Here is a 26,978-nt window from a genome sequence, read left to right as displayed (position 1 = left end):
GGTGGTTGCGATAATCGCAAGTCGACACTACGGTCAGGCTGCGTGAGTGAGAGCGACGAACTACGCCGACGGGTCCGAAGTCTCCTTCACGCACGTCCGGGCGCACAACGGGAGTTCGCCGCCGCCATCGGCATGGACGAGTCCAAACTGTCCAAATCGCTGGGTGGCACCCGCCGGTTCTCGCCGCACGAACTCGTTCGCATCGCCGAGTACTCGGGCGTGACGGTGAACTGGCTGCTCAACGGCCGGGACGACGCCACGACCGTCACCGCCGTTCCGGCTCCGACGGCGCGATCACGCAGCGCGCCCGTGGAAGGACCGCAGTCGGAGGCACGTCGGCGCATCCTGGAGACCGCGTGGCGCCTCATCGCGCGCCGCGGCTATCACCAGGTACGCATCTCCGACATCGCGCGTGAACTCGGCACGAGCAACGCGGCCATCCACTACTACTTCCCGAGCAAGAACGACGTCCTGCTGGAGGCACTGAGGCGCAACGTCAAGCTGGCGTTCGACCGGCAGGTCGCCGAACTGCACGCCATCGCCGACGCCCGGGAACGGCTCGTGCGGCTCGTCGAGCTCCAGCTCCCGACTCCCGGAGTGCTGCACGACGAGTGGTCGGTGTGGCTGCAGGTGTGGACGGAGAGCACGCTCAACCCCGCGGTCCGGGAGCTGTACAACGACGCCTACGACCGCTGGTACCAGACCATCTCGATGACCATCCGAACCGGACAGAGACAGGGAGTGTTCCGCAAGCAGGACGCCGACGAGCTCGCCACCAGACTGAGTGCACTCATCGACGGACTCGGCATCCAGGTGCTGACCGGGAAACGAGGCTGCTCGGTGGACCACATGCGAGCGCATCTCCACGACTTCATCGAACGCACCATCGTCGAAGGGCGACCATGAACGACGAAGTGATCATCACCTGCGCGTTGACCGGCGCCGGTGACACGGTAGGCAAGAGCGAACACGTGCCCGTGACCCCGGAACAGATCGCGGACTCCGCGATCGAGGCCGCCAACGCCGGTGCGGCCGTGGTGCACATCCACGTGCGCGACGTCGAGACGGGACAGGGCTCCCGCGACGTCGCCCTGTACCGCGAGGTGGTGCGTCGCGTCCGCGAGTCCGGAGTGGACGTCGTCGTCAACCTCACCGCGGGGATGGGCGGCGACCTCGTACTCGACGACGAGGACCCGCTCAAGCCCGTCGACGGCACCGACCTCGTGAACGCCCGGGACCGACTTCCGCACGTCGAGGAGCTGCTCCCCGACATCTGCACGCTCGACTGCGGCTCGCTCAACTTCGGCGAGGGCCACCAGCTCTACGTGTCGACTCCGGACATGCTGCGGGTCGGCGCGCGGCGCGTCCAGGAGCTCGGCGTGAAGCCGGAACTGGAGATCTTCGACACCGGCAACCTCTGGTTCGCCACCAAGCTCGTCGAAGAAGGACTGATCGACGCGCCGCCGCTGTTCCAGCTCTGCATGGGCATCCCCTACGGCGCTCCCCCGAACCCGCAGCTGCTCCAGGTGATGGTCGACATGCTGCCCGCCGGGGCGCAGTGGGCCTCGTTCGCGATCGGACGGAACCAGCTGCCGTGGGTGGCCGAGTCCGTGTTGCGCGGCGGCCACGTGCGGGTGGGTCTGGAGGACAACCTCTACCTGTCGAAGGGCGTCAAGGCGACCAACGGGCAGCTGGTGGAGCGTGCGGTGCGCATCGTGGAGGACCTCGGCGCGACGGTCGCGAGCCCCGACACGGCCCGGCGCATCCTCGGCCTGAAGGGAGCAGCGTGACGAGCGCCGCGACGTGGTCGCCCCAGGAGGTCGAGACGGTCGCGTGCGTCGGTGCCGGGGTCATCGGCGGCGGCTGGGCTGCGCATTTCCTCGCCCGCGGCTACACCGTCCGCGCGTGGGATCCGGGTGACGGCGCCGCCGAGCGGCTGTCCCGGCTGGTGGAGGCGGCGTGGCCCGCGCTGACCGAGCTGGGGCTGGCCGACGGCGCCTCGCCGGACAACCTCACCGTGGTCCCGACTCTCGCCGAGGCGGTCGACGGAGCCGGCTTCGTGCAGGAGAGCGCCCCGGAAGCCCTCGACCTGAAGCGGCGGCTGCTCGCCGACATCGACGCCGTCACCGCGCCGGGCGTGGTGATCGCGTCGTCGACCTCGGGGTTCGCCATGACCGACATGCAGGTCGACGCGGCGACGCCGGAACGGCTCGTCGTGGGGCATCCGTTCAACCCGCCGTACCTCATCCCGCTGGTGGAGGTCGTCGGTGGTGAGCGCACCGAGCGCTGGGCCGTCGACTGGGCGAGCGACTTCTACCGCCACGTCGGCAAGTCGGTCATCACCATGGACCGCGAGCTGCCCGGGTTCATCGCCAACCGGCTCCAGGAGGCGCTCTGGCGGGAGGCGTTGCACATGGTGGCGAACGGCGAGGCGACGCCCGAGCAGATCGACACCGCGATCACCGACGGCCCGGGCCTGCGCTGGCCGGTCCAGGGCCCCTGCCTGACGTTCCACCTCGCCGGTGGCGAGGGCGGTATGGCGCACATGCTCGACCACTTCGGACCGGCGTTGAAGGAACCGTGGACCCGGTTGGACGCACCGGAGCTGACGTCGCGGTTGCGCGACGACATGGTGGCCGGTTGTGAGTCCGAAGCGGACGGACGGACGTTCCTCGACCTGGTGTCCGAACGCGACCGCGGCGTGATCGCTGTGCAACGCGCGCTGCGGGCGTTGAAGGACGGCGGCGATGAGTGAGCCGAGTGCGCCACTCATCTACCGCGACACCGTCCGTGACGAGTGGATCGACTACAACGGCCACCTCAGCGAGCCCTTCTACGTCATGGTGTTCGGCTTCGCCACCGACCACCTGATGGAGGTGGTCGGCATGGACGAGCGCTACCGCACCGAGACGGGTTGTTCCCTCTACACGGTCGAGGCGCACGTGCGGTACCTCCGTGAGGTCGCCGCACGCAGCGAGCTGACCGTGACCACCCAGGTCGTCTCCGTGGATGGCAAGAAACTGCGGTTCTGTCACGAGATGACCGTCGGCGACACGCTCGTCGCCACCGAGGAGCTGCTCGCTCTGCACGTCGCACACGCCCGCGCCGCGCCGTTCCCGGACGACGTGGCAGCGCGGCTGCGGCGCTACCAGCGACCCGTTCCCGACTATGCGGGGCGTGGCATTTCCTGAACAAGGAAGCCGCTCCCGCCCGACCGGAAGTCCTCGACGTTGTTTGACACATCCTTACAGAGACGATCATTCCTGCTCGGCGCACTGGCCACCGCGGCGACACCGTTGCTCGCCGCGTGCGGCGGTGCGTCGAGCGCCGCCACCGAGCCCACCGGACCGCCCCGGCGCGGAGGACGACTGCGGGTAGGAGTCACGGGCGGTGGCGCCTCCGACAACCTCGACCCGAACATCCCCGCCACCAACCCCGACATCGCACGGGTGCGCAACCTCTACGAGCCACTGGTGTACCGCGACCACGAGTACGAACTCCAGATGCTGGTCGCCGAGTCGCTCACCTCGTCCGACGACGCGACGACGTGGACCGCGACCGTGCGCGAGGGCGTCCGGTTCTGCGACGGCCGCCCCGTCACCCCGGCCGACGTGCGCGCGACGTTCCGCCGGATCATGGACCCCGACGACCCGAAGAGCGGTGCCGCGAGCCTCACGATGCTCGACGAGGTTGTGCCCACCGGCGACCGCACCGTGGAGTTCCGGCTCTCCGAGCCGTGCAGCGTGTTCGACGACTACCTGGCCCAGTACTCGCTCGGCATCGTGCCCGAGGACTTCTCGCTCGACCGGCCGGTGGGGACGGGACCGTTCCGGGTGCAGTCGTTCTCCCCAGGACTGCAGAGCGTGTTCGTGCGCAACGAGCACTACTGGCGCCCGGGCAGGCCGTACCTCGACGAACTCGTCCTCATCAACTTCGGGGAGGACGACGCCCGCATCAACGCGCTGCTGTCGTCGCAGGTGGACGCCATCGACCAGGTGCCGATGGCGTTGGTGGACGTCCTGCGCAGCGACGAGCGCCTGCGGATCCTCAGCTCCGAGACGGGCACCTGGCTCCCGTTCACCATGCGGGTGGACCGCCCTCCGTTCGACGACGTGCGGGTGCGTCAGGCACTGCGACTGATCGTCGACCGCGAACAGATGGTCAACCAGGTCCTCAGTGGTCAGGGCCGCATCGGCAACGACCTGTACGCGCCGTTCGACCCCGGCTACGCCTCCCACCTGCCACAACGGCGGCAGGACATCGCGAAGGCACGGGAACTGCTGCGCGAGGCCGGACATCCGGCGCTGGAGGTCGAACTGGTGACCGCGCCGATCCAGGCCGGAGCGGTGGAAGCCGCGCAGGTCTTCCAGCAACAGGCCAAGGCCGCCGGGGTCACCGTCCGATTGCGACGGTTGGACACGACGACCTTCTTCGGGGAGAACTACCTGAGCTGGGACTTCGCCCAGTCGTTCTGGTACACCCGCAACTACCTGCCCCAGGTGGCCTCCGGCGCGCTGCCCGACGCTCCGTACAACGAGACCCACTGGGACGACGCCGAGTTCCGCGGCCTCGTCGACCGGGCTCGCCGCACGCTCGACGAGGAGGAACGCACGGACCTGATCCACGCGGCGCAGCGCATCGAGTACGAACGCGGCGGCAACATCGTGTGGGGGTTCGTCAACCAGGTCGACGCCTACCAGGTGTACGTCGCGGGACTCGTCCCCGACCGCACGGGCCTGCCGCTGTCCGGTTACTCGTTCGGCGACGTCTGGCTCGGCTGAGGAGGCCCGTGTGACTCGATTGATCCTGCGCCGGCTGCTCGCCAGCGTCGTGGTGCTCTGGCTGGTGACACTGCTGGTGTTCGTGGCGACCCTGCTGCTGCCCGGTGATCCGGCCCGCGCCATCCTCGGCCAGCAGGCCACGCCCGAGCGGATCGCCGCCCTGCACCAGCAACTCGGACTCGACCAACCCGTGTGGCAGCGCTACCTCGACTGGCTCGGCGGCGTGCTGACGGGTGATCTGGGCACCTCGACGGCCACCCAGGGCTCGGTCAACGAGCTGCTCGCCGACCGCATCCCCGCCTCGGGCCTCCTGCTCGTCGTGGCCGCCGTGCTGAGCACCGCCGCCGGGTTGCTGCTCGGCACGTGGAGTGCGCTGCGCCGGGGGCGGGCCGCCGACCACACCGTGTCCGCGTTCAGCCTCGTCGTGGCCGCGCTGCCCGAGTTCGTGATCGGTGTCGCCCTCGTCGTGGTGCTCTCCACGACCGTGTTCCCGATCCTGCCGTCGGTGACGCTGGCCCGCCCCGGCGAACCCGTGTGGACGCATCCCGAACAGCTCGTACTGCCCGTGCTCACGCTCGCGCTCGTCGTCACGCCGTACATCACGCGCATGATGCGAGCGACGATGAGTGAGGTCCTCGACAGCGGCTACGTCGAGATGGCCCGGCTCAAGGGACTGCCGGAACGCGTGGTCCTCACCCGGCACGCGCTGCCCCACGCCATCGGCCCCGTGGCCCAGGTCGTCGCGCTCCAGCTCGCATGGCTCGCCGGGGGCGTCGTGGTGGTCGAGTTCCTGTTCCGCTACCCCGGAATCGGCGCGGCCCTGATCGACGCGGTGAACAACCGGGACGTCGAGGTGGTGCAGTCGATCACGCTGCTCATCGCGGGCGTCTACGTGCTCGTCAACCTCGTCGCCGACGTGCTCGGCATCGTCGCCGATCCCAAGCAACGCACGGGAGTGTCCTCATGAGCCTTCTCCGTCGCGCGCTCTCTCTGCCGCAGGCCAGACTCGGGCTCGTCCTCACCGGCGTGGTCGTCGTGGTGGCCGTATTCGGGCCGTGGTTCGGACCGCTGCTCACCGGCCACGACGTCGGCGAGTTCACGGGCAAGCCGTTCACCGACACCGGTGTGCTCGGCACCGACGACCTCGGCCGCGACGTGCTGAGCCGGTTCCTCGCCGGTGGCGGCACGCTGCTGCTGTACGCGGTGCTGGCCACCGCGCTCGGGGTCGTGCTCGGCACCGCCCTCGGCATGATCGCGGGCTACCGCGGTGGCCTGCTCGACACCGTGATCATGCGCGGCAACGACGTGCTGCTGTCGTTCCCGCAGCTCGTGTTCGCCCTGCTCGCCATCGCCATGCTCGGACCGCAGGGCTGGCTGTTGGTCATCGTCATCGGCATCACGCACGCGCCCCGCGTGGCCCGCGTCGCGCGGCAGGCCACGGCGTCGGTCGTGGGCAGCGACTTCGTCCGTGCCGCGGAGATGTACGCCATGCCCCGGTGGAAGGTGCTGCTGCGGGAGATCCTGCCCAACATCACCGGGCCTCTCATGGTGGAGCTCGGGCTCCGACTGACCTACTCCATCGGGTACGTCGCCTCGCTGTCGTTCCTCGGGCTCGGCATCCAGCCGCCCACGGCCGACTGGGGACTGATGATCAACGAGAACCGCATCGCCCTCGTCGTCCAGCCCTGGGGCGTGCTGCTGCCCGTGCTCGCGATCGCCGTGCTGACCGTGGGCACCAACCTCATCACCGATTCACTGGCGTCCGCGGCCGCGCGCCGCGACAGGGAGGTGACGTCGTGACGCGACTCGCCACACGCGACGCACTCGTCGTCGACGATCTCCGGATCGGCACTCTCGCCGGAGACGAGGTCCTCAAGGGCGTGTCGTACGACATCGCGCCCGGTGAGGTACTCGCGCTCGTCGGCGAGTCCGGTTCCGGAAAGACCACGGCGGGACTGGCCGCGCTGGGCCACGTGCGGCGGGGACTCCGCCACGTCGCCGGCACCGTGCTGGCCCGGCCCCGCGACGGCGAGGCCGTGGACCTCCTGGCCCTGGCCGAGGCCGACCGCCGCCGGTTCCGCGGCACCACCGTGTCGTACGTTCCCCAGGATCCGGCACTGTCGCTCAATCCGGCACTGTGCATCGGAGTCCAGATCCGTGAGGTGCTCGACATCCACGGCTACGGCGACTCCGACGCCGAACGGGCCGAGCGGGTCGCCGAGGTCCTGGGCGAGGTCGGTCTCCCCGGAGACGACGACTACCAGCGGCGCTACCCCCACCAGCTCTCCGGCGGGCAGCAACAGCGCGTGGGCATCGCCATGGCATTCGCGTGCCGCCCACGCGTGGTCGTCCTCGACGAACCCACCACCGGTCTCGACGTCATGACCCAGACGCTGGTGTTGCAGACCGTCGCGCAGCTGACCACCCAGCACGACGTCGCGGCGCTCTACATCACCCACGACCTCGCCGTGGTGTCCACTGTGGCCGACCGGGTCGCGGTGATGTACGAGGGAGAGATCGTCGAGCGGGGAACGGCGGACGAAGTGCTGCGGACACCGTCGCACCCGTACACCCGGCGACTGGTCGCCGCGGTCCCCCACCTCGGAACCGCCTCGACCGAACCGTCCTCGCCCGACGAGCCGGACGAGCCGGACGAGGACGCCGCGTTGTCCGTCTCCCGGCTGTCGGTGTCCTACGGCGACAAGGCCGTCCTGCAGGGCGTCGATCTGCGGGTCCAGCCCGGTGAGTGCCTCATGCTGCTCGGCGAGTCCGGTTCCGGCAAGACCACGCTCTCCCGGTGTGTGGCGGGCCTGAACGAGCACTACGACGGCACCGTGTCGCTGGCGGGCACGCCCCTTCCGGTGTCGACGCGCAAGCGGACGTCCGAGCAGTTGCGCGCCGTGCAGTACGTGTTCCAGAGCCCGTTCTCCTCGCTCAATCCGCGCCGGACCATCGCACAGTCCGTGGAGGTGCCCCTGGAGACCCTCACGGACCTCGACCGGACCGCCCGGCGGGAACGCGTCGCGGAGACCCTCGAACGCGTGCGGCTCTCCGCGACCCTCGCCGACCGGCTGCCCGACCAGCTCAGCGGCGGAGAACGGCAACGCGCCGCGATCGCCCGCGCGCTCGTCACGACACCCGACGTCCTGCTGTGCGACGAGGTCACCTCCGCACTCGACGTGTCGGTGCAGGCCTCGATCATCGAGCTGCTGTGCTCGCTGCGTGAGGAACTGGGCACGGCGATGCTGTTCGTCACCCACAACATCGCGCTCGCCCGGCACGTCGCCGACCACATCGCGGTGTTGCGCGACGGGCTCATCGTGGAGTCCGGGACCGTCGAGGAGGTGCTCGGCGACCCGCAGCACCCGTACACCCGCGACCTGCTCGCCCACACTCCGAGGATGACCACATGAGCCACACGCAGGGAACGGTCCGTCGCGGGTTCGAGGAAGTCCGGGAGGTGTTCGACGACATCGTCGCCGACAGCCGGGCCGGAGCCGCGTTCGCGGTCGTGCGGCGCGGCGAGACGGTGGTCGACCTCTGGGGCGGGCTCGCCGACCCCGACTCCGGGCGACCGTGGTCGTCGGACACGGTCTGCGTCCTGTTTTCCGGCACCAAGGGACTCACCGCGGCGGTGGCGACACGGGCGTCCGAACTGGACCCCGATGCTCCTGTGAGGACGTACTGGCCGGAGTTCGCCTCCGACGACGTTCTCGTCTCACACGTCTTGTCCCATACCGCGGGACTGCCCTATGTCGACGGTGACCACGACTTCCTCGACGTCCTGGCGGCGGAACGCCTCCTCGCCAAGCAGGAACCACTGTGGACACCGGGCAGCAAGGTCGCCTACCACGCGCTCACGTACGGCTACCTCGTCGACGCACTCGTCCGCCACGCCACCGGCCGTTCGGTCGCCGACCACCTCCGCGCGGACTTCGCCCGCCCCCACGGGCTCGATCTCCACCTCGGTACGCCGCCCGAGGTCGATCCCCGCGTCGCGCGCCTGGTGCGGTCACCCGACTACCGCATCAGCACGTTCCTGCAGGACGAGGAGCGTCGCGCAATCGTGAACCGCATGTACGGGGCGCTGCTCGGTTCGGACGAGGTGATCAACTCGGCGGCGTATCGGCGCGCGGAGCTCGCGGCCGGAAGCGGAGTGGGGTCGGCGCGGGCCATGGCCACGTTCTACGACCTGCTCGCCGCGGGTTCGCTCGTCCCCCGGTCCGCGCTGGACCGGGCCACCCGGACGTGGGCCGAGGGACGCGACGTCATCAACGATCGGCCGGTGCACTTCGGGCTCGGCTTCGAGCTGCCCGACCCGATCGGCACGTACGGTCCCGCCGAAGTCGCCTACGGACATTCGGGCGCGGGTGGAGGGCGGCACGGTGCGTGGCCGGAGGCGGAGGTCGGTTTCTCGTTCCTGCCGGCCGAGCTGCGGCCCGAGGACACGGACGACCGCGCCAACCGGCTCCTCGACGCACTGCACGCCTGTCTGAGCCGCTGCCCGTAACCGCAGTACGGGAAGTGCGAACACCCGTACGGGAGTGTCGAACATCCGTACGCAAAGCGCGGACACGCCGACAGGGGGTTCACCCCACCGGCGTGTCCGCGCTCCAGGGACGTGTGTGTGCAGTTCCGGGACGGCTCAGACGGTGAAGCCCAGCGCCCTCAGCTGCTCACGGCCTTCCTCGGTGATCTTCTCGGGACCCCACGGCGGCATCCAGACCCAGTTGATCCGGTAGTCCTTCACCACGGGAGACGACCCGACGAGCACCGACGCCGTCTGGTCCTCGATGACGTCGGTCAGCGGGCACGCCGCCGACGTCAGCGTCATGTCGATGGTGGCCGTGTTCTCCTCGTCCACGCGGATGTCGTAGACGAGGCCCAGGTCGACGACGTTGATCCCCAGCTCGGGGTCCACGACGTCGCGCATGGCTTCCTCGACGTCCTCGATCTTGGCCACGTCACCGCCGGGACCGGGCTGGGTCTGCTCCGGCAGGTCCGCCGCGGTGCGCCCCTCGCGGGGGTCGGCCGTCTCGGTCTCGCTCATCGTGCTGTCACCTCACTGGTCGACGTCCTACCCACAGCGTCCTTGAAAGCCATCCAGCCGAGCAAGGCGCACTTCACACGCGCGGGGTACTTCGCGACGCCGACGAACGCGACGCCGTCCTCCAGCACGTCCTCGTCGGGCTCGACCTCACCGCGGCTCTGCATGAGCTCGGTGAACGCCTCCAGCTTCGCGAGCGCCTCGTCGAGCGGATGCCCGATGACGAGGTCGGTCAGCACCGACGTGGACGCCTGACTGATCGAGCACCCCTGCCCTTCGTACGACACGTCGGCCACCAGGTCGCCGTCGAGTCGCACCCGCAGGGTCACCTCGTCGCCGCAGGTGGGGTTCACCTGGAACGACTCGGCGTCGTACGGCTCCCTCAGTCCGCGCGCGTGCGGGTTCTTGTAGTGGTCCAGGATGATCTCCTGGTACATGGATTCGAGATCCATCAGGCGGCTCCTCCCACACCGAAGAACCGCTGCGCCTCCCGCACACCGTCGACCAGCGCGTCGACCTCGGACTCCTCGTTGTAGAGGTAGAACGAGGCCCGCACCGTGGCCGGGACGCCGCACGAACGGTGCAGCGGCCACGCGCAGTGGTGACCCACCCGCACGGCGATGCCGAGACTGTCCAGTACCTGCCCCACGTCGTGCGGGTGCACGTCGTCGACCACGAACGCCACGGTGGCACCCCGGTCGACGGTGTCCGGCGGCCCGACGATGCGCACGCCGGGCAGAGCCGACAGCTTCTCCAGCGCGCGTTCCGCGAGCAGGTGCTCGTGCGCGGCGATGCGGTCCATGCCGACGGCGTTCAGGTAGTCCACGGCCGCCCCGAGACCGACGGCCTGGGAGGTCATCGGCACGCCGGCCTCGAACCGCTGCGGCGGCGGAGCGAAGGTCGACTCCTCCATCCGCACCAGCTCGATCATCGATCCACCGGTCAGGAACGGAGGCATGGCCTCCAGCAGTTCGCGGCGTCCGTAGAGCACACCGATGCCGGACGGGCCGAGCATCTTGTGCCCCGAGAACACGGCGAAGTCCACACCCAGCTCGGTGAAGTCGACGGCGAAGTGCGGCACCGACTGGCACGCGTCCAGCACCACCAGCGCACCCACCTCGTGGGCCTTGCGCACCAGCGGCTCGACCGGGTTGACCGTGCCCAGCACGTTCGACTGGTGTGCGAACGCCACGACCTTGGTGCGCTCGTTGATCAGCTCGTCGAGCTGCGACAGGTCGAGCCTGCCGTCGGGCGTGACCCCGAACCAGCGCAGCGTGGCACCCGTGCGCCGGCAGAGCTGCTGCCAGGGCACCAGGTTGGCGTGGTGCTCCATCTCGGTGACGACGATCTCGTCACCGGGCTTGATGGTGAAGCGCTCCGCCTCGGGTCCCGCCGTCGCCGCGTTGCTCATGGCGTAGGCGACGAGGTTGATGCCCTCGGTGGCGTTCTTCGTGAACACCACCTCGCCCGAGGTGACGCCGACGAACGCGGCGATCTTCTCCCGCGCCTGCTCGTAGGCGTCCGTCGCCTCCTCCGACAGCTGGTGCGCACCCCGGTGCACCGCCGCGTTGGACGTTTCCACGAAACGCCGTTCCGCGTCGAGCACCGGGGTCGGCCGCTGCGAAGTCGCGCCGGAGTCCAGGTACACCAGCGGTTTGCCGTCGCGAACGGTGCGGGACAGGATCGGGAAGTCGGCGCGCACCGCCGTGATCTCCAGTGGTCGCGAGTCCGTACTGGTCATCGCGCCAACTCCTTTCGACGTTCCCTGTCCACCCTCGTCAGACAGCGGCCTTGTCACCGGTGTACTTGACGTACCCGTTCTCCTCCAGCTCGTCCGCCAGCGCCTTGCCGCCGGACTCCACGATCTTCCCGCCCGCGAACACGTGCACGAAGTCGGGGTGGATGTGCTTGAGGATGCGCGTGTAGTGCGTGATCAGCATGACGCCGACCTCGTTGTTCGCCTTGTACTCGTTCACGGCGTCCGACACGACGCGCAGCGCGTCGACGTCCAGGCCCGAGTCGGTCTCGTCGAGCACGGCGATCTTCGGCTTGAGCAGGGCGAGCTGGAGGATCTCGTGGCGCTTCTTCTCACCGCCCGAGAAGCCCTCGTTGACACTGCGCTCGGCGAACTCGGGCGCGATGTCGAGCTTGCCCATCTCTTCCTTGACTTCCTTGACCCAGTGCCGCAGCTTCGGCGCTTCGCCGCGCACGGCCGTGGCCGCCGACCGCAGGAAGTTCGACATCGACACGCCGGGCACCTCGACCGGGTACTGCATCGCCAGGAACAGCCCGGCACGAGCGCGCTCGTCCACGCCGAGTTCGAGGATGTTCTCGCCGTCGAGCAGCACCTCACCGGAGGTCACCTCGTACTTGGGGTGACCGGCGATGGCGTACGACAGGGTCGACTTGCCGGAACCGTTCGGGCCCATGATCGCGTGGATCTCGCCCGACCGGATCGTGAGGTTGACGCCCGTGAGGATCTCCTTGTTGCCCTCCTCGGTGACGACGTCAGCCCGCAGGTCCTTGATTTCGAGTGTTGCCATGCCTCTTCGTTTCTCTCGTCAGTGGCGAAAAAATGCTCGGGACGCTTCAGATTCCGATCGCGCGGAGCTCGTCCTCGATCGCGGCCTCCAGCCGCTCCCGGACCTCCGGCAGGTCGATCTTCATCAGGACCTCGTGGAAGAACCCGCGCACCACCAGCCGGCGCGCCTCTTCCTCCGGGATGCCCCGCGACTGCAGGTAGAACAACTGCTCGTCGTCGAACCTTCCGGTGGTGCTGGCGTGTCCGGCCTTGGCGATCTCGCCGGTCTCGATCTCGAGGTTCGGCACCGAGTCGGCCCGGGCCCCCTCGGTCAGCACCAGGTTGCGGTTGAGCTCGAACGTCTCGGTGCCCTCCGCGGCAGCGCGGATGAGCACGTCACCGATCCAGACCGCGTGCGCGTCCTTGCCCTGCAACGCGCCCTTGTAGAGCACGTCGGAGCTGCAGTGCGGGACGGCGTGGTCGACGAACAGGCGGTGCTCCTGGTGCTGGCCCGCGTCGGCGAAGTACAGGCCCAGCATCTCGACGTCACCGCCCGGCTCCGCGAACGTCGCGGTGGGGCTGACCCGCACCGCGTCGCCGCCGAGCGTCACCACGATGTGCTTGAGCTTGGCATCCCGGCCGAGACGCAAGTGCTGCTCGGAGACGTGCACGGCGTCGTCGGCCCAGTCCTGCACACTGACCACGGTGAGTTGAGCACCGTCGCCGAGGACGAACTCGACGTTGTCGGCGTAGGTACCCGAACCCACGTGGTCGAGCACGATCGCGGCCTCGGCGAACTGCTCGGCGCGCACCTGCACGTGCCCGTAGGCGGTGAGGCCCTCGCCGGGGCCCGTGATGCGGACGACGCTGGGCTTGCTCGCCTTGGTCTCCCGAGGCACCGTCACGACGGTCGCGGACTCGAACGACGAGTACGCCTGCGCCGCGATCCGGTCGCTCGGCACACCCGCTTCACCCAGCCGCGCGTCGTCGCGCGCGACCGTCTCGACCTTGACCTCGGCGGCGACGTCGGCGTCCACCTTCACCTCGCCGGTGGCGGCGGAGCCGTCGTGCAGGCCCCGCAGCCGCTTCAGCGGTGTGAATCGCCAGTTCTCCTCGCGCCCGCTCGGGACCTCGAACGCCGCGACGTCGTACGAGGTGAACCGCTCTCCGCGGGACAAAGCCGGCACCACGGCTTCCGCCGCCGCGGCCGTGGCACCGGCGTTGTTCTCGGCCACTGTCATCTCAGCCGACGCTTCCTTCCATCTGCAGTTCGATCAGGCGGTTGAGCTCCAGGGCGTACTCCATCGGCAGCTCGCGCGCGATCGGCTCGACGAACCCGCGCACCACCATGGCCATGGCCTCTTCCTCGCTGAGACCACGCGACATCAGGTAGAACAGCTGGTCCTCGCTGACCTTGGACACCGTGGCCTCGTGGCCCATCGACACGTTGTCGTTGCGGATGTCGACGTACGGATACGTGTCCGACCGCGAGATGGTGTCCACGAGCAGGGCGTCACACTCGACGTTCGACTTCGAGTTGTGGGCCCGCTTCGCGACCCTCACCAGGCCTCGGTAGGAGGTCCGGCCGCCGCCGCGCGCCACCGACTTCGACACGATCGTCGAGGAGGTGTTCGGCGCGAGGTGCTCCATCTTGGCGCCCGCGTCCTGGTGCTGGCCCTCGCCCGCGAACGCGACCGACAGGACCTCGCCCTTGGCGTGCTCACCCATGAGGAAGACCGACGGGTACTTCATCGTCACCTTGGAGCCGATGTTGCCGTCGATCCACTCCATCGTCGCGCCCTCTTCGCACTTGGTGCGCTTGGTGACGAGGTTGTAGACGTTGTTCGACCAGTTCTGGATCGTCGTGTAGCGGCACCGGCCGCCCTTCTTCACGATGATCTCCACCACGGCCGAGTGCAGCGAGTCCGACTGGTAGATCGGAGCCGTGCAGCCCTCGACGTAGTGCACGTACGCGCCCTCGTCGACGATGATCAGCGTCCGCTCGAACTGGCCCATGTTCTCGGTGTTGATCCGGAAGTAGGCCTGCAGCGGGATGTCGACGTGCACACCCGGCGGGACGTAGATGAACGAGCCACCGGACCAGACGGCCGTGTTCAGCGCGGAGAACTTGTTGTCACCCGCGGGGATCACGGAGCCGAAGTACTCCTTGAACAGCTCCGGGTGCTCCTTGAGACCGGTGTCGGTGTCGAGGAAGATGACACCCTGCTTCTCCAGGTCCTCACGGATCTGGTGATAGACGACCTCGGACTCGTACTGAGCGGCGACACCGGCGATGAGGCGCTGCTTCTCCGCCTCGGGGATGCCGAGCTTGTCGTAGGTGTTCTTGATGTCTTCCGGCAGCTCGTCCCAGCTCGTGGCCTGCTTCTCCGTGGAGCGCACGAAGTACTTGATGTTGTCGAAGTCGATCCCCGACAGGTCGGCGCCCCAGTTCGGCATCGGCTTGCGCTCGAACAGTTTGAGCGCCTTCAGGCGCGTCTCGCGCATCCACTCCGGCTCGGACTTCTTCGCGGAGATGTCCTTGACGACGTCTTCGTTCAGTCCCCGGCGAGCGCTCGCGCCCGCCGTGTCCGGGTCGGCCCAACCGAACTGATAGTTGCCCAGGGACTCGATGGTCTCTTCCTGGCTCAGCGGTTCGGTGGTGGGATTGCGCTGCTCGGCAGCGGCAGTCATGCGGTAGTCCCTCCGTTCGGAGTTGCACTGTCGATGTCCTGGTGCTCGGCCTCCTCGGCCGAGGGGGGCGGATGTCGACGTCTCCCTTCACTACCCACCGGATCGGCGGGTACGTGTGTGGTGCACGCGGCGTCACCGCGTGCGATCGTCGCGAGCCGCTGCACATGCGTACCGAGCAGCTCGGCGAACGCCTCGGTCTCCGCCTCGCACAGCTGCGGGAACTCAGCTGCGACGTGCGCGACCGGGCAGTGGTGCTGGCACAGCTGCGCACCGTGCGTGGCTGCGGCCGAACCCGGTGTGGCCACCTTGCGGGTCGACGCAGCGTAACCCTCCCTGGTGAGGGCACCGGCAAGGGCCTCGGCCCTCGACTCGGCGTCGGCGTGCCGGGTCACGGCCTCGCGGTACGGGCCCACGAGGGCCGACACCCGGCGTTCCGCGAACGCCTTGACGGCCTGTTCCCCGGCGTGCTCGGCCAGAAACCGGATCGCCGAGACGGCGAGGTCGTCGTACGCGTGACCGAACCGGGCCCTACCCTGCTCGGTGAGCAGGAACAGCTTCGCGGGCCTGCCTCGACCACGACGGCCCCGACGGGGAGCCTGACGCGCCTGCGCCTCGTCGTCGGCCACCAGCGCGTCGAGATGTCTGCGCACCGCGGTGGCACTGATGCCCAACTGCTCGGCGACGGCCGCGGCCGACAACGGCCCCTGCTCCAGCAGGAGCCTCGCGACCTCGTTGCGGGTCCGGCCTTCGACCGCGCCGTGCGCAGGGTGCTCGGACACAGGAGACGGCTGCACGCCGCCGTCCTGCTGGTCGAGCTCGCCCTGCTTTTTCACAACATAAGTGTGTCGTATTTCAGTGGACGGGGCAAAGGCGGCCCCTTAGGCGAGTGACCGGACTCACGTGGAGAGAGGAGTCGATACCCTCACCCCGTGAATTCGGGCAAGGGCGGGCTCATGACGCGATCACCGGTGGATCCGGGACTGACGGACCCGCTCGACGCCGACGAGACCCGGGCGCTGTCGGTGACGCGTCGCTTCGGCATCATCGGAGCGCTGCTGCTGGCGTTCGGTTCTCTCGGCTCGGGCGCGGCGCCGATCCTCAACCCGGTGCTGGAGATCCCCGTCCTCCGGCTGTTCACGCGCATCCCCACCGTGTCGGTCGCGATCGCGTTCACCGGCATGGGAATGATGGTCATCGCCTGGCTGTGGCTGGGGCGCTTCGCCAGACCCGGGCGCGACCGGGTCGCGAGCCAGGGCCAGGTGTCGCGCACGCTCGTCACCTGGACGTTGCCGCTGCTGGCCATCCCGCCGCTGTTCTCCCGCGACGTCTACAGCTACCTCGCGCAGAGCGAGATCGTGCGGCGCGGCTTCGACCCCTACGCCCTCGGCCCCGCCGAGGCGCTCGGGGTCGCCGATCCGTTCACGGCGGGCGTGTCGAACATGTGGCGCGACACCCCCGCGCCGTACGGGCCGGTGTTCCTCGAGATCGGGAGCTGGCTGACCGGGGTCGCGGGCACGAACGTCGCCGTCGGCGTCCTGCTGCAACGCCTCGTGGCGCTCGTCGGGTTCGGCCTCATCGTGTGGGCGCTGCCCCGGCTGGCGCGCCGCTACGGCGTCGCCCCCGGCACCGCGCTGTGGCTGGGCGCGGCGAACCCGCTCGTGCTGTTCCACCTGGTGGCGGGAGCGCACAACGAGGCACTCGGCATCGGGCTCATGCTCGCGGGTCTCGAACTCGGCATGCGACGCCTCGCCGTCCGCGTCAAGGGAGAACCGCCGCCACCGTGGGTCCGCGGCGAGTTCACCTTCATCGTGCTCGGCGCGGCGGTGATCTCCCTCGCGGCGATGGTGAAGATCCATGCGATCGTGGCGCTCGGGTTCTTCGGCGTCATGATCGCGCGCCGCGCGCGTGGGAGACTCACCGACCTCGCCGCCGCGGCCGCGCTCATGCTCGCCGTCTTCGTGGCGGTCACGCTGGCCGTCAGCTTCGGCACCGGCCTCGGGCTCGGGTGGGTCGGCGCCCTGGAAACGCCGTCGAAGGTGTGGAGCTGGCTGTCCCCCGTCGCCGAACTGGGCCAGCTCGGCGGTGTGCTCGGCATCGTGCTCGGCCTCGGCAACCACACCGGCTCCGTGATCGCGATCCTCGGCCTGCTGGGCTACGGCGTGGCGGGCGCGGTGACGTTGAAGTTCCTCTGGGACAGCTTCCACTGGCGTTACCGGCCGATCATCGGCCTCGGTGTCTCGCTCGGCGCCTTCATGATGCTGCACGTGTCGATGCAACCGTGGTGGCTGCTGTGGGCCGTGGTCCCGCTCGCGGCCGCGGCGGGGACGTCGCGCTTCCGCAACGCCGCGACCGTGGTGAGTGCCGCGCTCGCCCTGCTGATCCCGCCCACGGGGAGCCCGTTCGACAACCGTTCGTATCTGCTCCATCAGGCGTTCGTCGCCGCGGTGATCGTCGTCGCGCTCATGGTGCTGATCGCGTGGCGGCGCTCGCCGATGCTGCTGCGCCGCCCCGGCAGACCGGACGTCCCTCACACCGGCGGTCGCCCGACGGCCGAGTCCTGAACGACTCGCTCTACCCTTGTCAGTCGTGAACGAAACGGCCGTCGACATCACTGGACTGGTGAAGCGGTTCGGTCCCGTCACGGCCGTGTCCGGCCTTGACCTGACGATGCCCCGAGCCACCGTCCTCGCCCTGCTCGGCCCCAACGGAGCGGGGAAGACGACCACGGTCGAGATCTGCGAGGGCTTCCTGCGTCCCGACGAGGGCACCGTCCGGGTACTGGGACTGGATCCCGCGCGCGACGGTGCGGCCCTGCGCCCCCGTATCGGCGTCATGCCCCAGGGCGGCGGTGCCTATCCGGGAGTGCGCGCCGCGGACATGGTGCGCCTGGTGGCCTCGTGCGCGGCTAGTCCGTTGGACCCCGACTGGCTCCTCGACGTGCTCGGGCTCGGCACGGTGCTGCGCACTCCGTTCAAACGCCTCTCCGGCGGTCAGCAGCAGCGCCTCTCGCTGGCGTGCGCGCTCGTGGGACGCCCCGAGCTGGTCTTCCTGGACGAGCCCACCGCCGGCATGGACCCGCAGGCCCGCCGCCTGGTGTGGGATCTGCTCGCCGCCCTGCGCGACGACGGCGTGAGCGTGTTGCTCACCACCCACTTCATGGAGGAGGCCGAGACGTTGGCCGACACCGTCGTGATCGTCGACGGCGGGCGGGTCATCGCCTCCGGCTCCCCCACCACCCTCACCTCCGAGCACGCCGACGACGCACAACTGCGCTTCAAAGCCCGCCCCGACCTCGACACCGACCTGCTCGCCGCGGCGCTGCCCGAGGGCTACCTCGTCAAGGAATCCTCCCCGGGGTCGTACCGCGTGTGCGGCCCCGTCGACCCCCAGGTGATCTCCACCGTCACGTCGTGGTGCGCCCAGCAGGGCGTACTCGCCGAGGAACTGCACGTCGGCAAGCGTGACCTGGAGGAAGTCTTCCTCGAACTCACCGGACGGGAGCTACGGGCGTGAGCACCACGCGAGCCACAGGCCGACCGCGCTTCGAACCCGGCACCTTCACCCCGGCGCCGGGCCGCGGCCGCATTCCCACGATGCTGTTCACGCACGCCCGCACGGAGATCGGCCTCACCCTGCGCCACGGCGAGCAGATCCTGCTCACACTGCTGATCCCGCTGGCGCTGCTCGTGGGCATGAGTGTCCTGGACGTCGTGCCCGTCCCCGACGACGTCACCCAGCGGGTCGACTGGGTGGCACCGCGCATCCTCGCGCTCGCCGTGATGTCCTCGGCGTTCACCGGGCAGGCCATCGCGCTGGGCTTCGACCGCCGCTACGGGGTGCTGAAGCGCCTCGCCGCGACCGCGCTGCCGCGCTGGCTGCTCGTGCTGGGCAAGCTCGTCGCGGCGTTGGTCGTCGTGGCCGTGCAGGTCGTGGTGCTCGGTGGCACCGCGCTGGCGCTCGGCTGGTCGCCCACCGGTTCCGGACTCGCGGGCGCCCTGCTGCTGCTCGTGACCGGAACGGTCGCGTTCGGCGCGCTCGGTGTGCTCCTCGGTGGCGCGTTGCGGGCCGAGGCCGTCCTCGCGCTGGCCAACATCGTGTGGTTCGTGCTGCTGCTCGCGGGCGGCATCGTGATCGGCCCCGACAATCTGCCCGGGCCGCTGGCCGCCGTGGTGCCCTACCTGCCGTCGGGCGCCCTGGCCGACGGACTGCAGTCGGCCTTCGCCGACGGCGTCCTCGCCTGGCCTCCCGTGGCGGTCCTCGCCGCGTGGGCCGTCGCGGCCACCGCCCTCGCGACCCGCACGACGAAGCTCACCTGACCCCGAGCATCGTGTCCGCGCCCCACGCACGCGTGTCCGCGGGTCACGCACGCGTGTCCGCGGTTCCCGTACGCAGGACCGCCCACCACGACCCTCCAGGGCCGCGCTACGCGCGGTAGTAATACTCTGGGGCCGTGCAGTTGTCTTCGCTCGTCGGCCGCCTGCCGTACCCGTCGCACCGGCTCCAACGAGCCCTCGCCATCGCCGCCATCGTCACCCAGGCCGGCATCGGACTGACAGGCTCGATCGTGCGGGTCACCGGCTCCGGACTCGGCTGCCCCACGTGGCCGCAGTGCTTCCCCGGCAGCATGGTCCCGGTCGAACACCCCGAGTACGCGACGCTGAACCAATGGATCGAGTACGGCAACCGCCTGCTCACCATCGTGGTCGTGATCGTCGCGGCGCTGTGCGTCCTCGCGGCGTGGCGGGTCTACCTCGACCACCCGAGCCGCAAGCGGCTCGTCCGGCTGGCGTGGATCATGCCCCTGGGCGTCGTCGCGCAGGCGGTGATCGGTGGCATCACCGTGCTCGCCGACCTGCTCTGGTGGACCGTCGCACTGCACTTCCTGCCGTCGGCCGCCCTGGTGTGGATGGCGGTCGTCCTCCTGCGCGCGTTCAACGAGGGTGACGAGCCTCCGACGCCGCGTGTCCCGCGCGCCAGCCGTCCCGTCCTCGGCGGCCTCGTGGTGTCCCTGGCGGGGCTCATCGTCGCGGGCACCGTGGTCACCGGCGCAGGCCCGCACGGCGGCGATCCGGACGTCGAGCGCCTGGACGCCCCGATCGAGACGCTGACGCTCGTCCACGCCGTGTTCCTGTACGTGTTCCTCGCCCTGCTGATCGTCCTGGGCTTCCAGTGGTACCGGGCCCGGGTCGAGAAGCAACTCTGGACGCCGTACGCCCTCGTGTGGGCCATCGCCGTCGCCCAGGGCGTGCTCGGCGTCGTCCAGTACCGACTCGGCATCCCCGAGCCCCTCGTGTCGCTGCACGTCCTCGGCTCGATGCTGGTGATCGCCGCGACCGCCGCCCTGTGGTGCGTCACCCGGGATCGTGGCCCGGTCGTGAGTGCCGCTCCGGCGACCCCGCGCAACACCGTCGGCGCCGCCTGATTTTCGCTGTTCAGACGCGCTTTCCCGGGTCGCCGCAGCACGGTCTTCGGTCCGCATGCGATCGCCGCTACGCTGTGCTGCACTGAGTTCGGGATCCCTTTTCTGCCCGTTCTCCCTTCTTTGCGATGCGAGGTCACTAGCACACGATGAGCAGCAGCACCGTACAAGCGCGCGACGAACGCCAACCCGGCCCGAAGCCCCTCGTCGGGGCAGAGCGCACCACCGCACAGATGATCGTGCTGAAGGCGTTCCTCCTGATCCCGTTCGTGGCCCTCGTCGTCGCGATTCCCTTCGCCTGGGGGTGGGGGATCACCTGGCTCGACCTCATCCTCGCCGCGGTCTTCTACACGGTCGGCACCCTGGGCGTGACGGTCGGGTACCACCGGTACTTCACGCACGGCGCCTTCAAGACCAACCGCGCACTGCGGATCGCACTCGCGATCACCGGCAGCATGGCCGTGCAGGGCTCGGTCATCTTCTGGGTGGCGAGCCACCGCAGGCACCACGCGTTCGCCGACAAGGAGGGCGACCCCCACTCGCCGTGGCTGTTCGGCACCTCGCCGATGGCCCTGCTCCGCGGCTTCTGGCACGCGCACATGGGCTGGATGTTCCGGCGTGAGGTGACGAACTACGAGCGGTTCGCGCCCGACCTGTTGTCGGACAAGGACCTTCAGGTCGTGAACAAGTACTTCTGGCTGTGGATCGTGGCGAGCCTGGGTCTGCCCGCTCTGCTGGGCGGGCTCATCACGTGGTCGTGGTGGGGCGCGGTCACCGCGTTCTTCTGGGCCGGTCTGGTGCGCATCGCGTTCTCGCACCACGTGACGTGGTCGGTGAACTCGATCTGCCACATGGTGGGCGAGCGGCCGTTCGCCAGCCGGGACAAGGCGGCCAACTTCTGGCCGCTGGCGATCCTGTCGATGGGCGAGTCGTGGCACAACAGCCACCACGCGGATCCGACGTGCGCCCGGCACGGCGTGCTGCGCGGGCAGGTCGACATCTCCGCGCGGTTGATCTGGATGTTCGAGAAGCTCGGCTGGGCCCACAACGTGCGCTGGCCGAAGCCGGAGCGGCTCGCGGCCAAGCGCGTCGCGTAGCGAGCGGGTCTGCCGAGCTGGTCGAGGACCGCGGAGGCGAGCCGCGACGGAGCGGCGGGGTCGGCGTGGGTGAAACCCAGGTACGGCTCCGTCAACTCCAGTTCGAGGAGCACGGGGCGCCCGTCGTCGCCGGTCACGACGTCCACCCGCGCATACAGGAGGTCGGCGGGCGCCACACCGAGCAGTTCGGCGCTCGCCTCCAGGGTGTCCTCGGCCAACGCCCGGTACTGGCGACTCGGCTCGGCCGGGGCGAGTTCCTCGGCACCGGCGGGCGGGCCGCCCGGCGCGGCGGCCAGCCCAGTGTGCGCCCGCTCCGACCTCCACCAGCGCGGTGGGCACGATCGGCAACCCCGCGGCGGCCAGGTCGAGCAGGTAGCGCTTGTCGGTGTTCCAGCGCACGACCCGAGCGGCGTTCCGCAGACGCGGCACCGTGTCGCACCACGCGAGGAACTCGTCTCTGCGCTGCGAGTAGTCCCACGTCGCCCGCAGCACGACCAGCTCGGCCGCGGCGAAGTCGACGGTCGGGTCGTCCCACACGGCCCAGCGGGTCGGCGCCCCGGCGTCGGTGAGAGCCCGCACGACGGCGTCCTCGTCACTCGTCACCCGTCCCCTCGGGCACCCGCCGACAGCCGGCGAACAGCACCCGAGCGGTCATCGGCGAGCGAGTGGACCCGCCATCCGCCTGCGGTGCTCGGCGCCGATCACGGTGGCGCCCACCGTCTCGGCGTCCCACTCGGCGGCCTCCACACCGTCGACGGCCTCGATCAGGGCCTCGCCCGTCTCGACGCTCGGCACCACGACGTCCCCGAGGGCGCCGTCGTCGCCCACGAGTACGACCCGGGCACCGGCGCGCCCGATGCGCTGCACGACGGCCTTCACGGGCTTGCCGTGGTCGGCGACGAACGCGCGGGCGGCGGCCAGCTGCGCGGGCTTCACGGGGGCGGGAGTGGTGGCGTCGGCTGCGGTCTCAGTCACGGCGTCAGTGTAGGAGTACTGACGGGTACGCCACAGTCTCCGCCCTTCGGAAGCGGTCCAGATCACCGGCCCGCCGTGCGTCGACCGCACGACACTCCAGGCAGCGGCGCCGACGACGCCCAGCCACACCACGGCCACGCCGCCGACGGCGTCCAGCCAGTAGTGGTTGCCCGTGGCGACGATGACCGCGAACGTCACCGCCACGTGCGCCGCGCTGGCGGTCTGCGCCCAGCGCGGCGCCGCGGCGCGCGCGAGCGCCACCGACGCCCAGAACGCCCAGCCGATGTGCAGCGAGGGCATGGCGGCAAGCTGGTTGGCGCCCTCCACCATGGGCGAGCCCCACGAGCCCCAGGTTCCGCCCACCCGCACCGTGTCCACGAACCCCGCGTCGGGCAGCAGGCGAGGAGGAGCCACCGGGTACAGCCAGAAGCACAGGATCGCGACGAGATTGAGCACGACGAACGCGTCGCGCCCCCACCCGTAGTGCTCGGGTCGGCGGCGGTACAGCCACACCAGCGTCGCGAGCGTGACGGCGAGGTAGCTGAACGCGTACTCGTAGTTCGCCACGACGGTGAGCCAGCCCTGGTCGGCCAGCCAGTGGTTGACGGCTTTCTCGAAGTCGACGCGCAGGGCGGCTTCGAGGTCGAGGATGCTCTCGCCGTTGACGAGAGCGCGCCGGTCGTGCCCGGGCAGCGGTAGGGCGCCCAACGCGGCGTAGACGCCGAAGAGCGCGAGTCCGAGCAGGAGTTCGACCCACCACCTCGGATGCCGGCTTCGCTGCCGGCCGGTCGCTCTCCGGGTGGTGCTCGTCACCGACCCTGCTGTGAGCACACTTTCCGTATACCACGTGGTGAGCGCCGGTGCGCTCGCTCGCGAACGGGAGAGTGACGCCCCGAGAAGCGCTGCTCAGGCGGGAACGGGCGCCGCGGCGGGTTCGGGCTTGCGGCTCAGCCGCAACGTCACGCCCGGCAGCGAGCGCAGCTTGCGCCACCCGTGTGCCGCGCACACCGCGATGGTGAGGGCCGTCAGGAGTCCGCTCAGCACGCCGCGGGAGAACAGACCCGCGTCGACACCCCACTGCAGGAAGCCGAGCGTCATCGCCGCGTCGAGCAGGCGCGACCCGCCCCACATGAGCGCGACGTTGACGAACACCTTCTTCACCCGCCGGTTGGCGAACAGCTCGGTGGGCAGGTGCACGAAGTCCCGGGCCAGCCGCTCCGTGATGGGTTTGCCGAGCACCGCGCTGCCGACGAACAGCATGAACATCAGCACGGAACCGACGACGGGTTGGAGCACGTACACGACCGCACTCGACGTGATGAGGGCGACGATCGCTCTGGCGACGAGCATGCCCGTGGCCAGCAGGAGCGTGTGCGGCACCTCGCGACGCATCAGCCTGCGCAGACCGACGACGAAAGCGCTCCAGCCGAGGACGGCCAGCAGTCCGGGGACGAGGCCCGCCAGGTTCAGCAGCAGCATGAACAGCAGCGTGGGCACGACCGCGGTCTCGAGCGCCAGCACGACCGCGCGGGTGATGGTGGCCCGCAGGTGCGGAATCTCGATCAGCAGATGCCGTTCGTGGGACGGCGGCGAAACGGTGGTGGGCACGATGGTGTTTCTTTCGGGTCGGGGCCAGGCCGGGGGGGGGCGGCGCGACACCAGGCGAACAGGTCCTCCGTCAGGATGACCCACAGACCGGCGTCGTGTCCTAAACGTTACCCCGAATGGGGTAAACGCCGTGTACTGCAGTGCTTCGGGTCTCCGTCCGAACCGCAGGCGAGTGCGACAGCCCGAAGGCACCGGCGACGAGCAGCGCACCGGCCACGGCCACGGCGGCCAGCGGTCCGGGTTCCGTCGAGGGCACCGCGTCGAACACCAGTAGTCCGATCGTGAAGCTCACGCACGGATTCACCGTGGACATCACGGCCACCGCCACCGACAGCGAACCCGATCCGTAGGCCTGGTGGCCGAGGACCAGTCCCGAGAACGTGGTGACGGCGAGCAGGTAGCCGGGCCAGTCCGTGGCCGTGGCCACCACACCGTCGTTCACCAGGCTGTCGGTTGTGAGCTTCATCATCGCGGCGCTCATGGCGTAGCAGATGCCGGCACACGAGGCGACGAGCGCGCTGTACGCCATCGGTCGCCGCCGTTGGGCGATCTGCAACAACGTGACGATCGTGAGCGCGGCCACCAGGACCGCGATCACGAGCCGCGTGCGGTCGGCCTCGCCCTCCAACGGTGCCGCCCCCTCCACGGAGAGGAACAGCGCGACACCGCCGCTGATGGCGAGCGCGGCCAACCAGTCCCGCAGCGGAGGCCACTGCCGGATCGCCGCCGACGCCATCGGCAGGGCGAACAGCAGCTGGGTGACCAACAGCGGCTGCACCAGCGCCACGGAACCGAAGTGCAGGGCGGCGGCCTGGGACGCGAACCCGGCGAGGTTCGTGGTCCATCCGGCCAGCCACACCCGCTGCCGCAGCAAACGCCGGAACAGCCACAACACGGGAAGCCGGTGGGTACTGGCCCGGTGGTCGGCATCGGAGTCGGCGGCCCGCAACACCGCACGGCGTTGCAGAGCTGCCGAGGCGGCGAAGAGGAAGGCCGCCACGAAGCCGAGAGCGACAGGCAGTACCACGGTCAGAATCAGCGCCACGACGGCGCGCGAGATTCCCGTTCAGCGCGGGGATGAGACACGGCGCACGGTCCAGGGTAGCCCCGCCGGACCGCCCTGCGGACCCACTCACGGGAATCGTGTTGAGTGGACACCACGAATCACACCGACTGCACAGGGAGGACACGCATGGTGACAGCGATCCGCATCGAGCGGACGGGAGGACCCGAGGTCCTCGACGTCGCCGACGTCGACATCGCCGAACCGGGCCCGGGAGAGGTTCTGGTGGACGTGGCCGCGGCCGGGGTGAACTACATCGACACCTACCAGCGCAGCGGCATCTACCCGGTCCCCCTGCCCTACACGCCCGGGCTGGAAGGGGCGGGCCGGGTCGCCGCCGTGGGTTCCGGGGTCACCGACGTCGCGGTGGGCGACCGCGTGGCTTGGCAGGGCTCCCCGGGCGCCTATGCCGCACGGGCGCTCGTGCCCGCGGACGTGGCCGTGCGGATCCCCGAGGGCGTTGCGGACGAGACGGCGGCCGCCGTCATGCTGCAGGGCATCACCGCGCACTACCTCACCTCGTCCACGCACGCGGTGCGGGAGGGCGAGACCGTGCTGGTGCACGCCGCGGCCGGCGGCGTCGGGTTGCTGCTCACCCAGCTGGCGAAGGCCCGGGGAGCCCGGGTGATCGGGACGGTTTCCACTCCGGAGAAGGAACGTCTGGCGCGGGAGACGGGCGCCGACGAGGTGATCCGCTACACCGAGCAGGACTTCGTGGAGGCCGTGCGCGAGCTCACGCACGGGCAGGGAGTCGACGTCGTCTACGACGGCGTCGGAGCCTCGACCTACGAGGGCAGCCTGACGTGCCTGCGCCCCCGCGGGTTGCTGGCGCTGTTCGGCGCGTCCAGCGGACCGGTCCCGCCCATCGATCCGCAGCGGCTCAACCGCGGCGGGTCGCTCTTCCTCACCCGCCCGACGAGCGGCGACTACACGAGGACCCGCCAGGAGCTCCAGTGGCGGGTCGGCGAGCTGTTCGACGGCTTGGCCAAGGGCACGCTGACGGTGCGGATCGGCGGGCGCTATGCCCTGTCGGACGCGCGGAAGGCGCACGAGGACCTGGAAGGGCGCCGCACCACCGGCAAGGTCCTGCTGCTTCCGTGACGACGTCGGGTCGTGAGTGGACGGGCGCCGCGCCGCGTCCACTCACGACCCCGAGGGGTCACTGCTGCGGTGCGATGTCCACGACCTCGGCGACCACCACGAGGGTCTCGCCGTTCAGCGGGTTGTCGCCGTCCTGGGCGAAGCCCATGGTCTCGGGCACGACGATCAGGCGCTGCGTGCCCTGCCGGGCTCCCTGCAACGCCTCGTTCCAGCCCTCGAAGCCCGCCTGCTCCTCGCCGAGCTGCACACTCAGCGTGCCGAGGGTGCCGAAGGAGTTTTCCTTCACCTCGCCGTCGGACCAACCGACGATCGTGTAGTCGAGGTCGAGCTCGTCGCCCTCGGCGGCCTCGGGACCCGAGCCGGGCTTCAGGTCGCGGGTCAGCAGCTCCGTCGGTTCCGCGCAGTCCTTCGGGATGGTGACCTGGTAGCCCTCTCCCTCGGACGACTGCGTGGCCTTGACGTCCTCGGCCGTGCAGGTCTCCTTCTGACCGTCCTGCTCACCCTGCGTCGGGGGCTGCTGCGTGCCCTGCGTGGGCTGCGCGGCCTGCTCCGACGGCGTGGGCTCGGCCCCGGGAGGCAGGTCCGAAGGCTGCTCGTTCGGCGGCGAACACGCCGCGAGCGCCGCGGCGACGGCCGCCACGGTGATGATCTTGCCAGCGTTGCGCATGGTTGACA

26 protein-coding genes are annotated in these 26,978 nt (G+C 69.9%); 15 read left to right on the top strand and 11 right to left on the bottom strand.

The features are described 5' to 3' along the window. The first annotated feature begins 42 nt into the window (after nt 1-42). From SACAZDRAFT_RS00550 to SACAZDRAFT_RS00510, 9 genes are read left to right on the top strand one after another with little or no spacing between them, the layout of a single operon-like run. Nucleotides 43-906: a TetR/AcrR family transcriptional regulator gene (locus SACAZDRAFT_RS00550; RefSeq protein ID WP_040927600.1), complete on the top strand. Its 864-nt coding sequence runs from the start codon at nt 43-45 to the stop codon at nt 904-906. Beyond that, the gene (locus SACAZDRAFT_RS00545; RefSeq protein ID WP_005437619.1) at nt 903-1,790 is read left to right on the top strand and encodes a BKACE family enzyme; all 888 of its coding nucleotides are present in this window, start codon (nt 903-905) and stop codon (nt 1,788-1,790) included. Before SACAZDRAFT_RS00550 ends, SACAZDRAFT_RS00545 begins: the two co-directional genes overlap by 4 nt. Next, nucleotides 1,787-2,755 carry a 3-hydroxyacyl-CoA dehydrogenase NAD-binding domain-containing protein gene (locus SACAZDRAFT_RS00540; RefSeq protein ID WP_005437618.1) on the top strand — a complete coding sequence of 323 codons (969 nt, stop codon included), beginning with the start codon at nt 1,787-1,789 and terminating at the stop codon, nt 2,753-2,755. The genes SACAZDRAFT_RS00545 and SACAZDRAFT_RS00540 overlap by 4 nt, the downstream gene beginning before the upstream one ends. Next, a complete protein-coding gene (locus SACAZDRAFT_RS00535) occupies nt 2,748-3,191 on the top strand; it encodes a thioesterase family protein (protein WP_005437617.1) in 444 nt (147 codons plus the stop codon). Before SACAZDRAFT_RS00540 ends, SACAZDRAFT_RS00535 begins: the two co-directional genes overlap by 8 nt. Before the next feature lie 39 nt (nt 3,192-3,230). Further along, the gene (locus SACAZDRAFT_RS00530; RefSeq protein ID WP_005437615.1) at nt 3,231-4,781 is read left to right on the top strand and encodes an ABC transporter substrate-binding protein; all 1,551 of its coding nucleotides are present in this window, start codon (nt 3,231-3,233) and stop codon (nt 4,779-4,781) included. A gap of 10 nt (nt 4,782-4,791) precedes the next feature. After that, nucleotides 4,792-5,748, top strand: a complete 957-nt coding sequence (locus tag SACAZDRAFT_RS00525; RefSeq protein WP_005437612.1) for an ABC transporter permease — start codon at nt 4,792-4,794, stop codon at nt 5,746-5,748. Next, complete coding sequence (locus SACAZDRAFT_RS00520) at nt 5,745-6,581, top strand: ABC transporter permease (protein WP_005437610.1); 837 nt, start codon at nt 5,745-5,747, stop codon at nt 6,579-6,581. Before SACAZDRAFT_RS00525 ends, SACAZDRAFT_RS00520 begins: the two co-directional genes overlap by 4 nt. Continuing rightward, on the top strand, nt 6,578-8,194 hold the full coding sequence (locus SACAZDRAFT_RS00515; RefSeq protein WP_005437608.1) for an ABC transporter ATP-binding protein: 1,617 nt from the start codon (nt 6,578-6,580) through the stop codon (nt 8,192-8,194). Before SACAZDRAFT_RS00520 ends, SACAZDRAFT_RS00515 begins: the two co-directional genes overlap by 4 nt. Next, entirely contained in the window at nt 8,191-9,291 is a 1,101-nt protein-coding gene (locus SACAZDRAFT_RS00510) for a serine hydrolase domain-containing protein (protein ID WP_005437605.1), read from the top strand. The genes SACAZDRAFT_RS00515 and SACAZDRAFT_RS00510 overlap by 4 nt, the downstream gene beginning before the upstream one ends. A 135-nt stretch (nt 9,292-9,426) precedes the next feature. On the opposite strand, the gene SACAZDRAFT_RS00505 is transcribed toward SACAZDRAFT_RS00510, so the two are convergent. Genes SACAZDRAFT_RS00505 through SACAZDRAFT_RS00475 form a run of 7 tightly spaced genes read right to left on the bottom strand, consistent with a single transcriptional unit; the run spans nt 9,427 to nt 15,873 of the window. Then, nucleotides 9,427-9,831: a metal-sulfur cluster assembly factor gene (locus SACAZDRAFT_RS00505; protein WP_005437604.1), complete on the bottom strand. Its 405-nt coding sequence runs from the start codon at nt 9,829-9,831 to the stop codon at nt 9,427-9,429. After that, a complete protein-coding gene (sufU, locus tag SACAZDRAFT_RS00500; protein ID WP_005437601.1) occupies nt 9,828-10,280 on the bottom strand; it encodes a Fe-S cluster assembly sulfur transfer protein SufU in 453 nt (150 codons plus the stop codon). Before sufU ends, SACAZDRAFT_RS00505 begins: the two co-directional genes overlap by 4 nt. Continuing rightward, entirely contained in the window at nt 10,280-11,569 is a 1,290-nt protein-coding gene (locus tag SACAZDRAFT_RS00495) for a cysteine desulfurase (protein WP_005437600.1), read from the bottom strand. Before SACAZDRAFT_RS00495 ends, sufU begins: the two co-directional genes overlap by 1 nt. A 37-nt stretch (nt 11,570-11,606) precedes the next feature. Further along, on the bottom strand, nt 11,607-12,371 hold the full coding sequence (sufC, locus tag SACAZDRAFT_RS00490; protein WP_005437598.1) for a Fe-S cluster assembly ATPase SufC: 765 nt from the start codon (nt 12,369-12,371) through the stop codon (nt 11,607-11,609). 46 nt (nt 12,372-12,417) lie between these two features. Further along, the gene (sufD, locus tag SACAZDRAFT_RS00485; RefSeq protein WP_005437596.1) at nt 12,418-13,590 is read right to left on the bottom strand and encodes a Fe-S cluster assembly protein SufD; all 1,173 of its coding nucleotides are present in this window, start codon (nt 13,588-13,590) and stop codon (nt 12,418-12,420) included. A 1-nt stretch (nt 13,591) separates the two neighbouring features. After that, on the bottom strand, nt 13,592-15,040 hold the full coding sequence (gene sufB / locus SACAZDRAFT_RS00480; RefSeq protein WP_005437594.1) for a Fe-S cluster assembly protein SufB: 1,449 nt from the start codon (nt 15,038-15,040) through the stop codon (nt 13,592-13,594). Then, the gene (locus SACAZDRAFT_RS00475; RefSeq protein ID WP_005437592.1) at nt 15,037-15,873 is read right to left on the bottom strand and encodes a helix-turn-helix transcriptional regulator; all 837 of its coding nucleotides are present in this window, start codon (nt 15,871-15,873) and stop codon (nt 15,037-15,039) included. The genes sufB and SACAZDRAFT_RS00475 overlap by 4 nt, the downstream gene beginning before the upstream one ends. Nucleotides 15,874-15,993: 120 nt before the next feature. Here SACAZDRAFT_RS00475 and mptB point away from each other — a divergent pair, with 120 nt between their 5' ends. From mptB to SACAZDRAFT_RS00450, 5 genes are all read left to right on the top strand, one after another. Then, on the top strand, nt 15,994-17,601 hold the full coding sequence (gene mptB / locus SACAZDRAFT_RS00470) for a polyprenol phosphomannose-dependent alpha 1,6 mannosyltransferase MptB (protein ID WP_005437590.1): 1,608 nt from the start codon (nt 15,994-15,996) through the stop codon (nt 17,599-17,601). Nucleotides 17,602-17,626: 25 nt separating this feature from the next. Further along, the gene (locus SACAZDRAFT_RS00465) at nt 17,627-18,553 is read left to right on the top strand and encodes an ABC transporter ATP-binding protein (RefSeq protein ID WP_005437589.1); all 927 of its coding nucleotides are present in this window, start codon (nt 17,627-17,629) and stop codon (nt 18,551-18,553) included. Next, on the top strand, nt 18,550-19,356 hold the full coding sequence (locus tag SACAZDRAFT_RS00460; protein WP_005437588.1) for an ABC transporter permease: 807 nt from the start codon (nt 18,550-18,552) through the stop codon (nt 19,354-19,356). The genes SACAZDRAFT_RS00465 and SACAZDRAFT_RS00460 overlap by 4 nt, the downstream gene beginning before the upstream one ends. A gap of 134 nt (nt 19,357-19,490) precedes the next feature. Then, a complete protein-coding gene (locus SACAZDRAFT_RS00455) occupies nt 19,491-20,462 on the top strand; it encodes a COX15/CtaA family protein (RefSeq protein ID WP_005437587.1) in 972 nt (323 codons plus the stop codon). A gap of 146 nt (nt 20,463-20,608) precedes the next feature. Continuing rightward, entirely contained in the window at nt 20,609-21,556 is a 948-nt protein-coding gene (locus SACAZDRAFT_RS00450; protein ID WP_005437586.1) for an acyl-CoA desaturase, read from the top strand. Nucleotides 21,557-22,207: 651 nt separating this feature from the next. Here SACAZDRAFT_RS00450 and SACAZDRAFT_RS00445 read toward each other — a convergent pair. From SACAZDRAFT_RS00445 to SACAZDRAFT_RS00435, 3 genes are all read right to left on the bottom strand, one after another. After that, entirely contained in the window at nt 22,208-23,344 is a 1,137-nt protein-coding gene (locus SACAZDRAFT_RS00445; protein WP_005437580.1) for a phosphatase PAP2 family protein, read from the bottom strand. A 93-nt stretch (nt 23,345-23,437) separates the two neighbouring features. Further along, nucleotides 23,438-24,139, bottom strand: a complete 702-nt coding sequence (locus SACAZDRAFT_RS00440) for a DUF3159 domain-containing protein (RefSeq protein ID WP_040927599.1) — start codon at nt 24,137-24,139, stop codon at nt 23,438-23,440. 100 nt (nt 24,140-24,239) lie between these two features. Further along, on the bottom strand, nt 24,240-25,184 hold the full coding sequence (locus tag SACAZDRAFT_RS00435; protein ID WP_005437576.1) for a DMT family transporter: 945 nt from the start codon (nt 25,182-25,184) through the stop codon (nt 24,240-24,242). 147 nt (nt 25,185-25,331) lie between these two features. Between SACAZDRAFT_RS00435 and SACAZDRAFT_RS00430 the strand changes: the two genes are divergently transcribed. Continuing rightward, nucleotides 25,332-26,303, top strand: a complete 972-nt coding sequence (locus tag SACAZDRAFT_RS00430; protein ID WP_005437574.1) for a quinone oxidoreductase family protein — start codon at nt 25,332-25,334, stop codon at nt 26,301-26,303. A 58-nt stretch (nt 26,304-26,361) separates the two neighbouring features. On the opposite strand, the gene SACAZDRAFT_RS00425 is transcribed toward SACAZDRAFT_RS00430, so the two are convergent. Further along, nucleotides 26,362-26,970: an FKBP-type peptidyl-prolyl cis-trans isomerase gene (locus SACAZDRAFT_RS00425; RefSeq protein ID WP_005437572.1), complete on the bottom strand. Its 609-nt coding sequence runs from the start codon at nt 26,968-26,970 to the stop codon at nt 26,362-26,364. Between the last annotated feature and the right edge of the window lie 8 nt (nt 26,971-26,978).

Origin of the sequence: Saccharomonospora azurea NA-128, from assembly GCF_000231055.2 — a bacterium.
Lineage (GTDB): Bacteria > Actinomycetota > Actinomycetes > Mycobacteriales > Pseudonocardiaceae > Saccharomonospora > Saccharomonospora azurea.
The sequence above is the reverse complement of the archived record's forward strand: the minus strand, read 5'-3'. Positions and strand labels throughout refer to the sequence as shown.